A 15,776-nucleotide genomic window follows, 5' to 3' on the forward strand; every position below is an offset into this window, starting at 1 on the left:
AAATTAATAAATTTATAACTCGAAAGTCTCCTTAAGGTTTCATCCTAATGTGTCTAATTTAGTTTGAAGACGTACAAATTGTAATTTCTTATGATATTTTTATATAAAATCTTTTACGTGTATTTTTTAGCTCAATCTAAAAATAAAAGTAATGTTCCTTGGCATGGCGCATTATGTATGATAATAATTTGTGCATTTTCTTTGCTTTTTTCAATAATGATCATTACAAGACTTCTAGATCCATTTTTAGATTTTATTTTTTCTTTTAATGACCACTCAAAAATTGCTTTATTATTATTTTCAATATTATTGATTTATCTCCTTTATGAAATTTTTAGTTATTTGTTTTTTAAAAAAATGATGATATCAAAAGAAAATGGCTTACATCCATTCTATAAATTTGAACCAACAAAAGCTGGTAAATTTAAGATTCAATTAATTGGATTGATTATTATTTTTTCACCATTTATTTTAAAAGTTTTGGATATGTATTTACAGGGGAAAATATTCAAATGATAAATCTTATTTACTTAGATTATTTCTCTAAAACTGGTGATAATGGATTAAATACCTATACTTATGAACTTACTAATGGTCTAAAACAATATATTTATATTAAAATGACATGTATTTGGTTACATTGGTAAGTTCCCTTTTTTCTGAACTCGTAGTCTTTTAATTTTAGAAAATACATTATCCTCTATATATCCAGTTTTATTATCTATGAAATGTTGAAGAAAAGTATTTATTGCTTGCAAATAATGGTTGTAAGTTTTGTTAGTCCAAGATCTATTTGCTTTAAATAATATTACAAACTCAAAAATATTGTCTTTAGTCAATTGATCAATTCTTTTGTGAGCCATTCCATTTTCTGTTAAATATATTTTAACAAATTCAACCTATCTTCATATGGTCCATAAGTATTCTTTTTCAAAGTGCTTTTACTAAACTCCAAATATTCATCAATGCATCTACATACATTATATTTTTCATGAAACGAGTTTTCAGAATAACTGCATTTTTTGAATGGCTTGAAACCAGCTTCTAATAATTCTCTAATTGCAGACTTTACAATATTTAATTGATTTTGTCTTTCTTTTTTGTTGTGGATGGAATTAATAGAATTGAATACTCTAAATCTTTCATAGAGTTTTCCTTCTGGTTTTCTAAGTTCTTCAGGGATTAAACAATGGTATTGAACAAACCATTGTTTGCGCATGTCACCATTTGCATCATAAGTTTTAATCAGCTTGTAAGTAGACATATTTGTCATTAACTTGTTAGTGTGTCTTTATAATAAGCTGATTATCATTATTTTACTTGTGTATCCGGAGGGATTGTTTCAGCCCCTTTACCCCGCACACAACCCTGGAAACCCCTACGGGTCGAACCCTGGCCATCACAAGTTCGAACCCCTCTGCCCACAAAAAAAGCCCATCTTTCGATGAGCTTTAATTTCGTGGAGTCGGAGGCTCTTTTTGTAAGTATTTTTGCGAATTCTTGTGTATTTATTTTCATTTTTAAATTATTGATATTTAGTGATTTGTTGTTTTTAAATATTCTTTTGTGTTTTTAGGTATTTACAAAAATTGGGTGTAAATTTGGGTGTGGATTAGAACTTACACCCAAAATGATTATCAAACGTAACATAATATTCAGTCTTGAAAAAAGAAAAAAGAATGGTCTTGAAATAGTAGAGAATCTGCCAATTCGAGTTCGTATCATATATGCTGGTGAACGTCTTGATTTATTTACTGGGTATCGTGTGGATTTAATTAAATGGGATGAAGGTAAGCAAAGAGTGAAGCCTTCTACAACTAATAAATTAAAACAAGCAGCAAGTGAAATTAATGCTTCATTAACTAAAATAGAAAGCATAATTCAAGATATCTTCAAAGTATATGAGGTAAAGGAAGAAATTCCGTCTTTGTCAGTTCTTAAAGAGGATATAAACGCAAAAATTAAGATTCAGACTCCAATTGTTGAAAATAAAACCATCAAAATAAATTTCTTTGAAACCTTCAATCAATTTTTAAGAGAATGCGCAAAAGAGGATAATTGGACAATTAGTACAATTAAAAAGTATACAACCTTGCGTAATAATTTGGAAAAATTTGATCGTCGTATTTCATTAGATAGCTTCGATCACAAAAAGCTTGAAAAATATTTAGATTATCTAGTAACTAAGCATAAATATAAAAATACGACACTTGAAAAGCATTTGAAGTTTTTAAAACGCTTTTTGAAATGGGGTGTAAATAAAGGTTTGATCTCAAATGATGATTACAAGTCTTACTTTCCAAAAATTAAAAAGGTAAGTAAGAAGGTGATTTTCTTAACTAAAGATGATATTGATAGGATTAAAAGATTTCAAATACCCTCTGAAAAACAATATTTAGAAAGAGTTAGAGATGTGCTTATTTTTTCTTGTTTTTCAGGAATGCGTTATTCTGATTTATACGCACTGACTTGGGACGACATGAAATCAGATTCTTTGGAATTCATAACGAAGAAGACAGATGATAAAATTATTGTTGAGCTCAATGATCATACTAGAGCAATTATTGAGAAATATAGATATACACGTTTTCCAAAAAATAAGGTTTTACCTGTAATATCAAATCAAAAGTATAATGATTATTTGAAGGAATTAGGTGAGTTGATAGGATTTAATGATACTGTTAAAGAAGTCTACTTTAGAGGAAATGATCGATTGGAATCTGTAAAGCCTATGTGCTCTCATTTTACATCACACATAGGCCGAAGGAGCTTTATATGTAACGGCTTATATATGGGGATACCTGTGCATATAATGATGAAATGGACTGGCCATTCAGACTATGATTCAATGCGACCGTATATCGATACTGTTGACTCAATGCGTTCTAAGGCAATGGAAATATTTAATAAAATGTAAGTAATGGCAAAATCAATCTACGATGTACTAAATACAGTTGATTTATATGTTAAAATTACAGAATCAATTTATTCTAAGAATACGCCATTTTGGGACGAAATAGTGGATGTGCAAAAAAAGGTGATATCAATTCTAAGTAATATTGATTTGAAAGCTACAATGATGAAGGAGATTATTGAAGCTTCAGACGATGTATATTCAAACCTCAATCATCTTTTTAAATCTAGAAAGGTGAAACTTTTAAAATTGATTGATGTCTATGATATTAAAAGAAATGAGTGTCTTTTTAAGGATATATTTATTCAAAAAAAACATTTTTTGGAAAAGTTATATCATGAGCAGATAAAAAGGACTACAAAATTAAGACAAGAATATGAATCTTATGATGACTCTCTTGATTCAGCTTTCTATGGCTTGTCAGATGAAGAATATAAAATTTTTAAAATAAATGTTGAGAAAGAAAAGAAAATTTTAAAACCAAATTTAGATAGGGAAATAGAGAAATTAGATCAGTTATATACTGATCAATATAAATTTATTCATGATAATACTAGGTATATAGCTTCTAATCATAGTGATCTATTGTCTTATATCGAGGATTTACAAAATGATTCTTTTATAAGAAAACCCTTAAGCAGAGTAAATAATGAGCACGAAGATTTAATTTTGAATGGAAGTCTTCTACCTAATTCTAACGTCTTTGATAATATTTATACAGAATTAGCTGATGATGTCTTTGAGCATATTGAGCGTAATTCATTTGTTAATATTTTTCAAGGGCATCATTCTAAAATTAAATTGAAAATTAAAAAGGGCAATATACAGAATGTGTATTTTATCTTATACAACTTGTCCGAAAGTTTTGAAAAGGATGTTTCTAAGAATTGGTTAGAGCATGTAATTAATTATATAGAATGGGGTGATGCATGGACCTTAGAGAATGTACTTGAAAAAATTCGAAAGAAAAGAAAAGACGCCTCAAAAGAGCTTAAGGATAAATTAGCACGATTAATTTATATAGATCCAAAGGAATCTAAGTAATCCTCTATTTTTTTTATACCCTATAAGGTGTAAATTGTTTAATAACACGTTTTTTATACCCGAAATAGTATAATTATTAAATTTTATCTATATTTATATCAGAAAAGGTATAATTATGAATTCGTTACAACAGTTTGTTAAGCAAAAAAGGAAAGAACTCAAGCTTACACAAGAGGATTTAGCATTAAATGCTGGGGTAGGTTTACGCTTTGTACGTGATTTGGAACAAGGAAAAAAAACGCTTCGTTTGGATAAAGTGAACGATGTATTAGCATTATTTGGTAAGGAAGTTGGTGTAACAGATAAAAGTAGAGACTAATGGCACGTCAAGCAAAAATATATTACCAAAATCAGTTGGCGGGTTACCTCACAGAAGGAGATGGAGTCTTTATCTATCATTATACCGAAGAATATCTAAATTCAACAGAACCAAAACCAATTAGTTTGACGATTCCACTTTCAAGTCAAACTTATGAGAGTAAAGTGCTGTTCCCGTTTTTTGATGGTCTTATACCAGAAGGATGGCTTTTAGAAATAGGAGGGAAACATTGGAAATTGAATCCAAGAGATCGATTCGAATTACTCATTAACTTGTGTAGAGATACTATAGGTGCAGTTTCTGTATATCCGATGGAGGCGGAAGAGAATGGCTAATTGTTTGTTTTGCTATAAGGTGCTAAATGAAGGCGATTATCATCCTAACTGTTCAAAAAAGTTTTTTGGTACAACAACTGTTCCTGTGTTAGAATTGGATCAAGAGAAGTTAAATAAATTGGCTCAAATCACAGTAAGTGAAAGATTGGCATTGACAGGGGTTCAACCTAAAATTTCGTTAAGCTTGAATGGAGAAAAGGGAAATAGAAGATTAACATTAGTAGGTCTTTGGGGTGATTACATCCTTAAGCCGCAATCATTGGATTATGCTTTTATGCCTGAAGTAGAGGATTTGACAATGCATCTGGCTAAATTATTTAAGATAGAAACTGCTGAGCATACATTGATAAAAACATCAACTGGTGAATTAGCTTATTTAACGAAACGATTTGATCGATTAAAAGGTTCAAAAATCCATGTAGAAGATTTATGTCAACTTTCTGAATTACTTACGGAGCAAAAATACAATGGATCATATGAGCGTGTAGGCAAGGTAATTAAACAATATGCTACGAATTCTGGGCTAGATGTAATTAAGTACTTTAGATTGGTATTGTTTAGTTTTTTGACGGGGAATAACGACATGCATCTCAAAAACTTTTCGCTGATGCATACAGAGAAAGGGATTCTGCTATCTCCAGCTTATGATTTATTAAATGTTAATCTGATTTATCCCAAAGATAAGGAAGATCTTGCATTGACATTAGGTGGGCGAAAACGTAAAGTTAAACGATCAGATTTTGATCAATTTGCGATGAGTTTAGGCCTATTGGATTTAGTTCGAGATAATATTTATAAAGATTTTAAAAAACAAACAGAGAAAGTAAAAGATTTAATCTCAAAAAGTTTTTTGAATGATGAATATAAAGAAGCGTATTTTGAAATTTACAAACTAAAAATGGCGCAGATTAGTTTGTAATTAGTTATCCATATTAGCAAGAATTGATATGTACTCGTTAAAGCGTATTTTTTTCAAAAAATCATCATATTTATGTTCTATTACTAGAAATTTTATAAATTTTAATTCGTAAATATGTTTTTTCTATTCTAAATAGTTTTATAAAGTGCTTAAAGCTTTCAGGTGTTCTTCACGGATTATGTTATTAAGTGATTCTGGTGCAATTACTTTGACTTGAGAGCCTGAAGATAGTATTTCCATTATAAAATCATACGTAATATATAGGTTTAATTTAAACTCTATTTTGTTATCTTCTTCGGAAAGGATCAGTTGCGAATGATGTAGAGGCATTGTTTTTAGATATTGTCCTTGAAAGCCACTATATGATAGAATAATCTCTTCTACTTTTTGATGTTTTTTAGGTAAAATAATGCCAAAGCAATTGGTGAAGAGTTTCTCGATTTCTGAAATATCTGTAGGCCTATTTAATTTTTTACCTATTTCTAAATCACTAACTCTATCCATTGCAAAAACTCTTAATTCATTTTTCTCTAGATCTAAACCTAAAATATACCATCTACGATTAGACTCTTTAACCACGTAGGGTAATATTGTCCTTTTTTCATTATAATTCTCATAAAATTTTTGATAGGTAAAATATATTACAAGTTCATTTTTTATAGCAAATAGTGTTTTAGGAATATTTTCACCGCCTGTTGGTCTTCGTAGTTCAAAAATAACACCTCCATACCTATTATCACTAAGATTCAATATTGATAAAGTGTCCAAAGCTTCAATAGCTGAAATAGTATCAGAACGGTCTATTTCATATTTATCTTTCCTTTTATTATAGATAATTGAAACTTTAAAAATATTGTATATCCTGTGTATATCACGTTGAAATTGTCGTTTACTAATTGTTAAATCATACGACCTAAATTGACTTTCATCGTCTAAAAAACGAGCAATGTCATCCCAAGATCTTCCTTGTGAAGAAATATAATTCACAAGTAAATTCATTCGTAATAAGATATCTCTTTTGTCCATTTTAATATAAAGTACCTAAAATTAGAAAATAGAAAAGACAAATAGTGTCGATTATTTAAAATTCAAATTTATTAACGACACATTTTGACGCTTATGAATTTTATTTTTGATTAAATCCTAGCAAGAATATGAATAGTAAGATTTTAGATATTGATTTCAGTGAGAAGATGAGTAATCTTCCACTCGACAAATGCTTGAATTTAAAAGAACACAGTGTAGGTATACATTGTCCATATGGGCTATTTAGTTATTTTTTTGAATGTATTCCTCAAATTGAAACTATAAGCAACATGAATTGTAGCAAAGTATTAGCATGGATGCGAAAAAAATACAATTATCAGATTTTTACACAATTTTATACGCGATTTAGTTCTGGAGATTACACTGAATTTTATTATGAAAATTTTAATATTGTTTTAAATGATGGAGTATTAATCCATTTAAACTTTTGTTCTGATTTTGTTAGGGTGTATTACAAAGGTTCGATGTTAGGTTTTGTAAAAGAAGTGTGGGAGGGTATGTGTGAGTATAGTACAAAGAAAGGAAAATCTGTAGCAAAGATTTCTATAATTATAAATGATGATGGTTATTTAACTACCAAAACATTGCCTCTAAAGCCTTCAAAAGTTGATTTAGACTTACATTATAATTCAGACTTTAAAACAGTACATGCTCTCATTAAAGAAAATTTAAATGCAAAAAATCAGCATGGTTTACTTTTGTTACATGGTATGCCGGGAACAGGAAAAACCAATTACCTGCGTTTTTTGTTGAGTGAAATAGATAAAGATGTAATTTTCTTTCCAGTTCATTTTGCAGAAAATCTTACGCATTCTAGTATTCTTTCTTTCTTACTGAAACATAGAAATTCAATTCTGGTTATTGAGGACGCTGAAAATTTGGTTATTGATAGAAATATAGGCCCCTCAGCAGTAGGAGCTTTACTCAATCTTGCGGATGGTTTACTTTCAGATTCACTAGGTATTCAATTTATATGCACGTTCAATACAGATTTAAAAAATATTGATAAAGCCTTGTTGCGTAATGGAAGGCTAATAGCTAAATATGAATTTAGGCCTTTAAATAGAGAAATAGCTCAAAAGTTATCAGATTCTTTAGGTTATCAAACAGTAATAGGAACTGAAACAGTTTTAGCTAATATTTTTCATCAGGATGTTGAAAATGGAAATCAAAAGAAGGAATCTAAATTAGGTTTTACAATCAATAAAAAAATATAGTGGTATGATAGACAAAACAGACTCTAATCGAGTAAAAGTTATTGGTATTGGTGAACTGGGGAAAGATATAGTTTCAGTTTTGATCAATAAGTACTCATTTTCAGATTTGAAGTTTATTTCTTTTGATGAAGATAAGGATCTGTCCGAATTCTATATTAAGTTTCCAGGAGAAAAGAAATATGTATATGGAGAAAAACACCGTGTACATGTTATAGAGGAGTATGATAAGGATGAATTGAATAGTTATTTCAGTTCATTGGATTCGTCTACGATATTTATTTTTTGTCTTGTTGAACCAATAGCACATGCTATTTTAGAAATATTATTTAGCAGTGAATTTCCTCTTTTCGTTAGGATACCCTTTAAGTTTGAAAACACGAGTAATTATGCGCAGACCATAGCTATGGTTAAGCTATTAAAGTGTCGTAAAAACACCATATTGTTAGACTCTGAAATCTATTCTTCTCAAGTAAAACCAGTTCCATTTCCGGGATTATATCATCAGATGATATATGGACTAGCTAATGAGTTAGCTGTTCTTTTAAAATTATTCCCAAAAGTGGTGGAAGTAACATTATTACCACTTAATTATTTATACAGACCTCGGGTGACATTCATCTTTCAACAAGATGATATAGTGTACACGGAGAAAGAGTTAATAAAAAGACTTCAGATTTATTTATTCGATATCCAACACAATAATTTGAATAAGTTGATTCTTGAACTGCATAACGATGGTTTGTATTGTTTTTATTATGTTGACAAGGTTTCTAGTATGGATTTAATCCTACTATTAATGATCCTATCTCCTTTTACTAATAATTTAAACATCGTAGGAGCCTATATATGGGGAGATAATTCACATGATCTTTTCAGAGTATTTGTAGATGATGATGAATACGGTCCATTTCCCAAAGAATATCATGTGCTACAAAGAGTTTACAACTACTATCTAAATTATTTGAAGCAGGATGATAATTATGATGTGCTATTTGAAAAAGTTCAGAAAATGAATTCTGCATATATACTAGAGTTAAGAAAAAATTATACTAAAGTAGAAGTAACATCTTCTCTAACAATTGTTAATCAATAAAATTTTATAAATTATGAGTTTATTTTTAATCACTGTTAAAAGTCGAGTGGGTGCAAATAGGACAGCTCTGGAAAAAGGTATGACTATAGAGGTTGCAGCTCGTATGCAATCAGATTTGTTTTCAAATGGATCTATACCTGTTCGTAACGCGTTTATGAATAAATATGGCGTTGATCTCATGAAATTGGGAGGTCCAGGAGCAATTTGGCAATATTTCGATATTAAAAAAATAGGATAAGTAATGAAAGCAATAGATAAAACATTTTACTATGATATATTATTTGATTTTAGCCATTTAATTGAGATTGGAGAATATCAAGAGGCTAAAAGTAAATTAAAACACCTTGTATCGGAGCATATAGAAGCGCTTTTAGGGTATTCCAAAATGGATAAAAATGATCTTAATTTTGATTCCATTGGCTTAGATTTGGATGTGATGACTAATCGTTTAATGCTTGTTCAAAAGGATTATGCATCTTATTTTCCGTCGGTTGATTTTAAAAATTTGGACTCTATTCAAGCATATTATGATAATCAGTTCATAGAGTTTCCTGATGATGAAGACGATGAAGAGTACGATGAAAAATCCATATTAGATATGATGTTTCCCAATCGTGATGAAGATGATGAAGAGGATTATGGACTGTAGATAGTTATTATTGAAATAATTGTTTATTATTTTAGTTTAATTTACGGTTTTCCGTATTGTTATAGCCATTTTAAAAACCTATTTTGTAGATGAAATCGAAAGATTATTAACTGTATCATTATTAGGTAAATGGCGATTAAAAAATCCGAATTATATAGCTCATTATGGGCATCTTGTGACGAATTACGTGGAGGTATGGACGCCTCGCAATACAAAGATTATGTACTAACGATGTTGTTCGTGAAGTACATTTCCGATAAATACAAGGACGATCCCTTTGGGGCGATTACCGTTCCGGATGGGGCAACCTTTGACGATATGGTGGCTTTGATTGGTAATATTGAGATTGGCGACAAGATCAATAAGCAAATCCTCAACCCCATTAAGGAAGCGAACAAACTAACCGATTTCCCTGATTTTAATGATGAGAACAAATTAGGAAAAGGAAAAGACTTGGTGGATACCGTATCCAACTTGGTACGTATTTTCAACGATCCGAGTTTGGATTTCGCAAAAAACTCTGCCGAAGGTGATGATATTTTGGGTGATGCGTACGAATTTTTGATGCGCCACTTTGCCACAGAATCGGGTAAATCGAAAGGACAATTTTATACGCCTGCCGAAGTATCGCGTGTTTTGGCTAAGGTGATTGGTATTTCGCCAGCTAACTCGTCGAACCAAACGACGGCTTATGACCCAACTTGTGGTTCGGGATCGCTGTTATTGAAAGTAGCCAACGAATCGGGGAAAAACATTACCCTCTACGGACAAGAAAAAGAAACGACAACCGCCAACTTGGCGAAGATGAATATGATTCTGCACAATAGCCCAACGGCTGAAATTGTAGCAGACAATACTTTAACGCGTCCGGCTTACAAGGAAACTGATGGTAGCTTAAAGCGTTTTGATTATGTGGTAGCTAATCCACCGTTTTCGTTAAAGAGCTGGAGCAATGGTGTGAATGTAGATAGCGATGAATTTGGTCGCTTCGAATTGGGTGTGCCGCCAGAGAAAAATGGAGATTATGCCTTTTTGTTGCACATCATCAAATCGTTGAAAGCAACAGGTAAAGCGGCAGTGGTATTGCCGCATGGGGTTTTGTTCCGTGGAAATGCCGAGGGTGAAATTCGTAAAAACATCTTGAAGAAAGGCTACATCAAAGGGATTATTGGTTTGCCTGCCAACTTGTTTTACGGTACGGGTATTCCGGCTTGTATTATTGTTTTGGACAAGGAACATGCCGAGCACCGCAAAGGGATTTTTATGATCGATGCGAGCAAAGGCTTTGTGAAAGATGGCAACAAAAACCGTTTGCGTGAGCAGGATATTCGTAAAGTAACGGATGTGTTTGCTGCGCAGGTAGAAGTGCCGAAATACAGCCGTATGGTATCGATGAGTGAAATTGCCGATGCCAAGAACGATTACAACTTAAACATTCCGCGTTATATCGATACGCAGGAAGCCGAAGATATACAAAACATAGCAGCGCACTTGTTGGGTGGTATTCCCGAAGCCGATATGGCGGGATTGGAAGCTTATTGGCAAGTGTTTCCAGGTTTGAAAAACGATTTGTTTGAAGCTTTACGTCCGGGTTATGTGGCCTTGAAGGTGGCGCCAAACGAATTGAAACAAGCTATTTTTACACATCCGGAATTTGTGGCGTATAATCAAACCGTACAAACGCAATACGAGCAATGGTTGAACAACCAAAAAGTACAATGGGAAAACCTAAGCGAAGGCGCGCATCCGAAAGAAGTGATTGCCGAAAGTACGGCTTCTTTGTTTGCGAGCATGACCGATACGCGTTTGATTGATACCTACGATTTGTACCAACATCTGATGCAGTATTGGAACGAAACGATGCAAGACGATGTGTACACGGTAGCGATGGACGGATGGAAAGCCGGTGCCGAATACGAGCGTTTGGTGGTAAAAGGCAAGCCCGATAAAAACGGGAAAACCAAAGCCGACAAAGAAATTTCAGGTTTGGCGGGTATTGCAGGGCGAATGATTTCGCCGGATTTGTTGATTGAAACTTATTTTGAAGCGGAAAAACAAGCGATTGCCGAACAAGAAAATGTGGTAGAAACGGCACAAGCACGTTTAACCGAAATAGAAGAAGAACAAAGCAGTGAGGAAGGTTTATTTGCCGATTTGGAAAAGATAAATGCTTCGGAAATTGGAAAATTGCTCAAACAATTAAAACCTTCTAAAAAGTTAAAACTAGCGGCAGTTGATCATTATGGAACGGCTGCCGAGCCAGAAGCTGTTTACGAAACTCAAAGCAATTTTTATGTTTTGGAAGAATATGTAGCCTTAGATATTAGCATTAAAAAAGCCAATGCCGAGATTAAAAAGCTGAATGCAGAGTTGGAAGCCAAAGTCTTAGCTAAATACCCAACGCTTAGCGAAGCCGATGTCAAACAATTGGTAATCCACCGCAAATGGCAAGGCGCTTTGGCACAAGCCTTAACGCAAGAGCAAGAAAAAATTAGCCAAAACCTAACGGGCCGCATCAAAGCCTTAGCCGAACGCTACGCCGTTACTTTACCAAGCTTGGAGGCTGAGGTTCTCGAAGCCTCGAATAAAGTATTGTCTCACCTGAAACAAATGGGCTTAGTATGGTAATGAAACAAACAGAAATTGGCTTAATCCCGGAGGAGTGGAGTTTAAAAATTGTTGACGATGTAATAAAATTTAGTGGAGGTTCACAACCACCACTTTACACATTTTCGCCTACAAAAAAGTATGGTTATGTTAGACTTATACAGATTCGTGATTATAAAACCGATAAGTACAAAGTCTATATTCCTCAAAATTTAGGTAGAAAATTTTGCACTAAAGATGATATAATGATAGGAAGGTATGGGCCACCTATCTTCCAAATTTTAAAAGGGATTGAAGGAGCATACAATGTCGCTTTATTAAAAGCTATTCCAAATGAAGATGTTATAAATAAGGATTTTGCTTGGCATTTTTTAAAAAGTGAAAAGCTCTTCAATTTTGTTGATAAATTATCGCAGAGATCATCAGGACAAACGGGAGTAGATTTAGTCGAATTAAGAAATTATCCAATCCCACTACCCCCCTTAGCCGAGCAAGAAGCCATTGCGAATGCTTTGAGTGATGCCGATACGTGGATCGAAAAATTGGAGCAACTCATCGCCAAAAAACGCCTCATCAAACAAGGTTCCATGCAAACTTTGCTCACTCCGAAAGACGATTGGGAAGTGAAGAAGTTGGGAGAGGTATGTGATTGTTTTTCAGGAGGAACTCCGAATACTTCTATAGATGATTATTATAATGGAAATATCAATTTTCTTGGCTCTGGAGATTTAAATCAGGGACGTATCTATTCTGTAGAAAATAAAATATCAGAATTAGGGTTGGCAAATTCATCTGCTAAATTAGTAAAACCGAATACTTTATTAATTGCAATGTATGGTGCAACGGCTGGAGTTGTTGCAATTAGTAAAATTGAGGGTGCTATTAATCAAGCAATATTAGCAGTATTGCCATTTAAACAATATTCTACCGAGTTCATTTATTATTTTTTCTCGCTGAAAAAAGATTGGATTATAACGACATATACTCAAGGTGGTCAACCTAATTTAAGTGGTGGAATATTGAAAATGATTGAGATTCCTTTCCCATCCCTTTCCGAGCAGGAGCGTATTGCGACGATTTTATCGGATATGGATGCGGAGATCGAAGCCTTGGAACAGCAATTGGGCAAAGCCCGCCACATCAAACAAGGCATGATGCAGGAGTTGCTGACGGGGAGAACTCGTTTAGTATAAACCAAATAAAAATATTAGCCTCACGGTGTAACCAGCCGTGGGGTAATGAAATAAAAACAGTAAATTATGAATACTGATCAAAACCTTAATCCTTTAGTAACCATCAAGGATTTACAGGGAAAGAACTTTTTAATCAACAAGTATCAAAGAGGTTATCGTTGGGGTAAAAGAGAAATTCACGCGCTACTACAAGATATTTTAACTTTTGACATTACTAAAGATGGTTTCTACTGTTTGCAACCATTGGTTGTACTAAATAAAGTCGATGATACTTTCGAATTAATAGATGGACAACAGAGAACGACTACCATATATCTTATTCTTAAATATTTACTCAACGACAATTTCTATCATATCCGTTATGAAACTAGAGGTTCAACGGATGATGGATCTAATGATTTTTTGATAAACCTACATACTTTTGATTTCTCAGAAATCTTAAATACAGATTCAAAGGAAATTGAAAATCATATCTGGAAGGTATGGAAAGAATCTTTTTGTAATGTAAACAACATCGAAGACACCGTCGATAATTTTTATTTTTTTAAAGCGTACTGCCTAATTCAACTATGGTTTATTAAAAATGGAAATGAAGAAACCTTAAAATATTACCTTTTAGAACATACAAAGGTAATTTGGTATACCGAAGAGTTAAAAGAGAAAGAGGTAGCGTCTACCTTTATTAATTTTAATGACGGTAAAATTCAATTAGATCAGGCTGAACTTGTGAAAGGCTTATTTGTACTAGATATGAACAAAATAAGCGATTTTACAAGGAAGTCATACGAGTTAAACCAATTTGCTGATGAATGGAATTCAATAGAACAACATTTACAAAGACCAGATTTTTGGAATTTTATTCAAAAGAATCGTACAAATAAAGAAGTGGCTAATAAGATTACCATCTTACTAGAAATAGATAAAGGTAAAGGTACAAAGGAGGAGGATTTATACTATACTTTTCGTCAATATGAAAAAGCTTTTACAGGTGAAGAAAAACCTGAATGGAGAAGCTTAGCAACATTGTATAATTTGTTAGATGAATGGTATCATGACAGAGAGACCTATCATTTAATGGGGGCAGTAGTGCACTTAACCTCTAAAACAATACATGCTGTATTAAATGAGTATAGATCGTCAAATAAAAAGGATGAGCTAAAAAACTATTTAAAGGAAATTTTGAGAGAAGAGTTTTTTCTTGAATATAATAAAAATAAGTTTAAACCTAAATACGATATTAATGAAATTAAATACGGAAAGACAGGTGTACTCCCCATTCTACTGTTATACAATATAGCAGTGGCACATTTACAAGATAAAAAATATTTGTTTCCCTTTGATTTATTTAACTCAACACGCGCTTGGAATATTGAACATATTTATGCGAAAAATTCGATGGGATTTGAAACAATTGAAGATCTTATGGATTGGAAGTCTGAAATAGAAGAATTATTTAACGAAAATGATTCATTAAAGCAGAATGATGAGTTAATGAACTTGTTTGACAAAATAAAAGTAGATGATTTGGAAAGTGCTAATGCAAAGGTCAAAGAAATTGAAAAACTTTTGGGAGATATTATTGATAAGGACCATTTGTCAAATCTTTGTTTGTTAGATGATAAAACGAATATACAAGTAGGTAAGAAAGTCTTTAGAAGAAAGCGTGAGCAAATTTTAGAAATCAATACGTTGTTAGATGAAAATGCATATGTTCCCCTCGCTACTAAACAAGTTTTTCAAAAAGCATTGACTCTGTCTAGCGAATTAACCATGAATTATTGGAATACAAGAGATAGAGAGGCATATATAAGTGATGTCTTAAATAAAATAACTACTTTTTTAAACTAACTCTATGATTATAAAATATTCATTTCATCAATTAATAACGAAGCACATTATTGAAATTCCAATCATTCAAAGAGATTATGCGCAAGGTAGAAGAGCAAATAATGTCAATTATATTCGTGAGCGATTTGTTAAGTCGCTAGTCGATCATATAGTTGAAAAAGAAAAGCTGCATCTTGGATTTGTATACGGCAAAATTGAAGGAAAAGAGCGACTAAGAGAAGCAAAACTTCACCAGGATTCTGTTCGAACACTATTACATAATGTAGCTCAGTATGCAAATCAATTTAACATAGATGTTGAAACGAAAATTAATGTCAGTGATATTGACACTACAACGAGTTTAATTTTTAAACCCTTAGATGGTCAACAACGCTTAACTACCTTATTTCTGTTGTACTGGTATATTGCCATGAGAAAGGGGGAAACTCCTAAAGAGTTACAGAACTTTAAGTATAACAATAGAAAATTAGCTTTAGCATTTTTCGAAGAATTGACTAACAAAACTAATGTCGAAGTTTGTAAATCGTCAGCAAAAAGTGGACACGATATTTTAAAAACTTAAGGAGTGTTTTCATCAAAAACGTTAGATTT

Annotated in this window: 16 protein-coding genes; 14 read left to right on the forward strand and 2 right to left on the reverse strand. The window is 32.3% G+C overall.

The genetic code is table 11. The features are described 5' to 3' along the window. Window positions 1-117 precede the first annotated feature (117 nt). Window positions 118-516, forward strand: coding sequence for a hypothetical protein (locus ACFRAE_RS17395; protein WP_422798448.1), 399 nt, complete (start codon window positions 118-120; stop codon window positions 514-516). A 358-nt stretch (window positions 517-874) separates the two neighbouring features. Here ACFRAE_RS17395 and ACFRAE_RS17400 read toward each other — a convergent pair whose 3' ends face one another. Further along, a complete protein-coding gene (locus ACFRAE_RS17400; protein WP_422798449.1) occupies window positions 875-1,264 on the reverse strand; it encodes a hypothetical protein in 390 nt (129 codons plus the stop codon). 366 nt (window positions 1,265-1,630) lie between these two features. Here ACFRAE_RS17400 and ACFRAE_RS17405 point away from each other — a divergent pair, with 366 nt between their 5' ends. The 5 genes from ACFRAE_RS17405 to ACFRAE_RS17425 all read left to right on the forward strand — a co-directional run bounded on the left by ACFRAE_RS17405 (window position 1,631) and on the right by ACFRAE_RS17425 (window position 5,531). Next, window positions 1,631-2,917: a site-specific integrase gene (locus ACFRAE_RS17405; RefSeq protein WP_422798450.1), complete on the forward strand. Its 1,287-nt coding sequence runs from the start codon at window positions 1,631-1,633 to the stop codon at window positions 2,915-2,917. Between the two features lie 3 nt (window positions 2,918-2,920). Then, complete coding sequence (locus tag ACFRAE_RS17410; RefSeq protein ID WP_422798451.1) at window positions 2,921-3,958, forward strand: hypothetical protein; 1,038 nt, start codon at window positions 2,921-2,923, stop codon at window positions 3,956-3,958. 115 nt (window positions 3,959-4,073) lie between these two features. Then, entirely contained in the window at window positions 4,074-4,277 is a 204-nt protein-coding gene (locus ACFRAE_RS17415; RefSeq protein WP_380898362.1) for a helix-turn-helix transcriptional regulator, read from the forward strand. Then, window positions 4,277-4,612, forward strand: coding sequence for a HipA N-terminal domain-containing protein (locus ACFRAE_RS17420; protein WP_422798452.1), 336 nt, complete (start codon window positions 4,277-4,279; stop codon window positions 4,610-4,612). The genes ACFRAE_RS17415 and ACFRAE_RS17420 overlap by 1 nt, the downstream gene beginning before the upstream one ends. Continuing rightward, window positions 4,605-5,531, forward strand: coding sequence for a HipA domain-containing protein (locus ACFRAE_RS17425; protein WP_422798453.1), 927 nt, complete (start codon window positions 4,605-4,607; stop codon window positions 5,529-5,531). Before ACFRAE_RS17420 ends, ACFRAE_RS17425 begins: the two co-directional genes overlap by 8 nt. A gap of 138 nt (window positions 5,532-5,669) precedes the next feature. Here the strand turns inward: ACFRAE_RS17425 and ACFRAE_RS17430 are convergent, their stop codons facing one another. Continuing rightward, window positions 5,670-6,557 (reverse strand): WYL domain-containing protein, encoded by an 888-nt coding sequence (locus ACFRAE_RS17430; RefSeq protein ID WP_422798454.1) that lies wholly within the window; start codon window positions 6,555-6,557, stop codon window positions 5,670-5,672. Window positions 6,558-6,685: 128 nt separating this feature from the next. Between ACFRAE_RS17430 and ACFRAE_RS17435 the strand changes: the two genes are divergently transcribed. The 8 genes from ACFRAE_RS17435 to ACFRAE_RS17470 all read left to right on the forward strand — a co-directional run bounded on the left by ACFRAE_RS17435 (window position 6,686) and on the right by ACFRAE_RS17470 (window position 15,747). After that, window positions 6,686-7,795: an AAA family ATPase gene (locus ACFRAE_RS17435; RefSeq protein WP_422798455.1), complete on the forward strand. Its 1,110-nt coding sequence runs from the start codon at window positions 6,686-6,688 to the stop codon at window positions 7,793-7,795. Between the two features lie 4 nt (window positions 7,796-7,799). After that, window positions 7,800-8,888 (forward strand): hypothetical protein, encoded by a 1,089-nt coding sequence (locus ACFRAE_RS17440; protein ID WP_422798456.1) that lies wholly within the window; start codon window positions 7,800-7,802, stop codon window positions 8,886-8,888. 13 nt (window positions 8,889-8,901) lie between these two features. After that, window positions 8,902-9,126: a DUF6140 family protein gene (locus ACFRAE_RS17445; RefSeq protein ID WP_422798457.1), complete on the forward strand. Its 225-nt coding sequence runs from the start codon at window positions 8,902-8,904 to the stop codon at window positions 9,124-9,126. A 3-nt stretch (window positions 9,127-9,129) separates the two neighbouring features. Then, window positions 9,130-9,537: a hypothetical protein gene (locus ACFRAE_RS17450; RefSeq protein ID WP_422798458.1), complete on the forward strand. Its 408-nt coding sequence runs from the start codon at window positions 9,130-9,132 to the stop codon at window positions 9,535-9,537. Window positions 9,538-9,666: 129 nt separating this feature from the next. Further along, window positions 9,667-12,165: a type I restriction-modification system subunit M gene (locus ACFRAE_RS17455; protein WP_422798459.1), complete on the forward strand. Its 2,499-nt coding sequence runs from the start codon at window positions 9,667-9,669 to the stop codon at window positions 12,163-12,165. Beyond that, a complete protein-coding gene (locus ACFRAE_RS17460) occupies window positions 12,165-13,337 on the forward strand; it encodes a restriction endonuclease subunit S (protein ID WP_422798460.1) in 1,173 nt (390 codons plus the stop codon). The genes ACFRAE_RS17455 and ACFRAE_RS17460 overlap by 1 nt, the downstream gene beginning before the upstream one ends. Before the next feature lie 66 nt (window positions 13,338-13,403). Next, a complete protein-coding gene (locus ACFRAE_RS17465) occupies window positions 13,404-15,185 on the forward strand; it encodes a DUF262 domain-containing protein (protein WP_422798461.1) in 1,782 nt (593 codons plus the stop codon). Window positions 15,186-15,189: 4 nt separating this feature from the next. Further along, window positions 15,190-15,747 (forward strand): GmrSD restriction endonuclease domain-containing protein, encoded by a 558-nt coding sequence (locus tag ACFRAE_RS17470; RefSeq protein WP_422798462.1) that lies wholly within the window; start codon window positions 15,190-15,192, stop codon window positions 15,745-15,747. The last annotated feature ends 29 nt before the right edge of the window (window positions 15,748-15,776 follow it).

This window comes from Sphingobacterium sp. HJSM2_6, from assembly GCF_049316305.1.
In the GTDB taxonomy this organism is placed as follows: domain Bacteria; phylum Bacteroidota; class Bacteroidia; order Sphingobacteriales; family Sphingobacteriaceae; genus Sphingobacterium.

Excerpts from the sequence above, each read along its gene's own strand:
- ACFRAE_RS17400 (WP_422798449.1), bottom strand. The coding sequence starts at position 1,264 with ATGTCTACTTACAAGCTGATTAAAACTTATGATGCAAATGGTGACATG.
- ACFRAE_RS17405 (WP_422798450.1), top strand. The coding sequence starts at position 1,631 with ATGATTATCAAACGTAACATAATATTCAGTCTTGAAAAAAGAAAAAAG.
- ACFRAE_RS17410 (WP_422798451.1), top strand. The coding sequence starts at position 2,921 with ATGGCAAAATCAATCTACGATGTACTAAATACAGTTGATTTATATGTT.
- ACFRAE_RS17415 (WP_380898362.1), top strand. The coding sequence starts at position 4,074 with ATGAATTCGTTACAACAGTTTGTTAAGCAAAAAAGGAAAGAACTCAAG.
- ACFRAE_RS17420 (WP_422798452.1), top strand. The coding sequence starts at position 4,277 with ATGGCACGTCAAGCAAAAATATATTACCAAAATCAGTTGGCGGGTTAC.
- ACFRAE_RS17425 (WP_422798453.1), top strand. The coding sequence starts at position 4,605 with ATGGCTAATTGTTTGTTTTGCTATAAGGTGCTAAATGAAGGCGATTAT.
- ACFRAE_RS17430 (WP_422798454.1), bottom strand. The coding sequence starts at position 6,557 with ATGGACAAAAGAGATATCTTATTACGAATGAATTTACTTGTGAATTAT.
- ACFRAE_RS17435 (WP_422798455.1), top strand. The coding sequence starts at position 6,686 with ATGAATAGTAAGATTTTAGATATTGATTTCAGTGAGAAGATGAGTAAT.
- ACFRAE_RS17440 (WP_422798456.1), top strand. The coding sequence starts at position 7,800 with ATGATAGACAAAACAGACTCTAATCGAGTAAAAGTTATTGGTATTGGT.
- ACFRAE_RS17445 (WP_422798457.1), top strand. The coding sequence starts at position 8,902 with ATGAGTTTATTTTTAATCACTGTTAAAAGTCGAGTGGGTGCAAATAGG.
- ACFRAE_RS17450 (WP_422798458.1), top strand. The coding sequence starts at position 9,130 with ATGAAAGCAATAGATAAAACATTTTACTATGATATATTATTTGATTTT.
- ACFRAE_RS17455 (WP_422798459.1), top strand. The coding sequence starts at position 9,667 with ATGGCGATTAAAAAATCCGAATTATATAGCTCATTATGGGCATCTTGT.
- ACFRAE_RS17460 (WP_422798460.1), top strand. The coding sequence starts at position 12,165 with ATGAAACAAACAGAAATTGGCTTAATCCCGGAGGAGTGGAGTTTAAAA.
- ACFRAE_RS17465 (WP_422798461.1), top strand. The coding sequence starts at position 13,404 with ATGAATACTGATCAAAACCTTAATCCTTTAGTAACCATCAAGGATTTA.
- ACFRAE_RS17470 (WP_422798462.1), top strand. The coding sequence starts at position 15,190 with ATGATTATAAAATATTCATTTCATCAATTAATAACGAAGCACATTATT.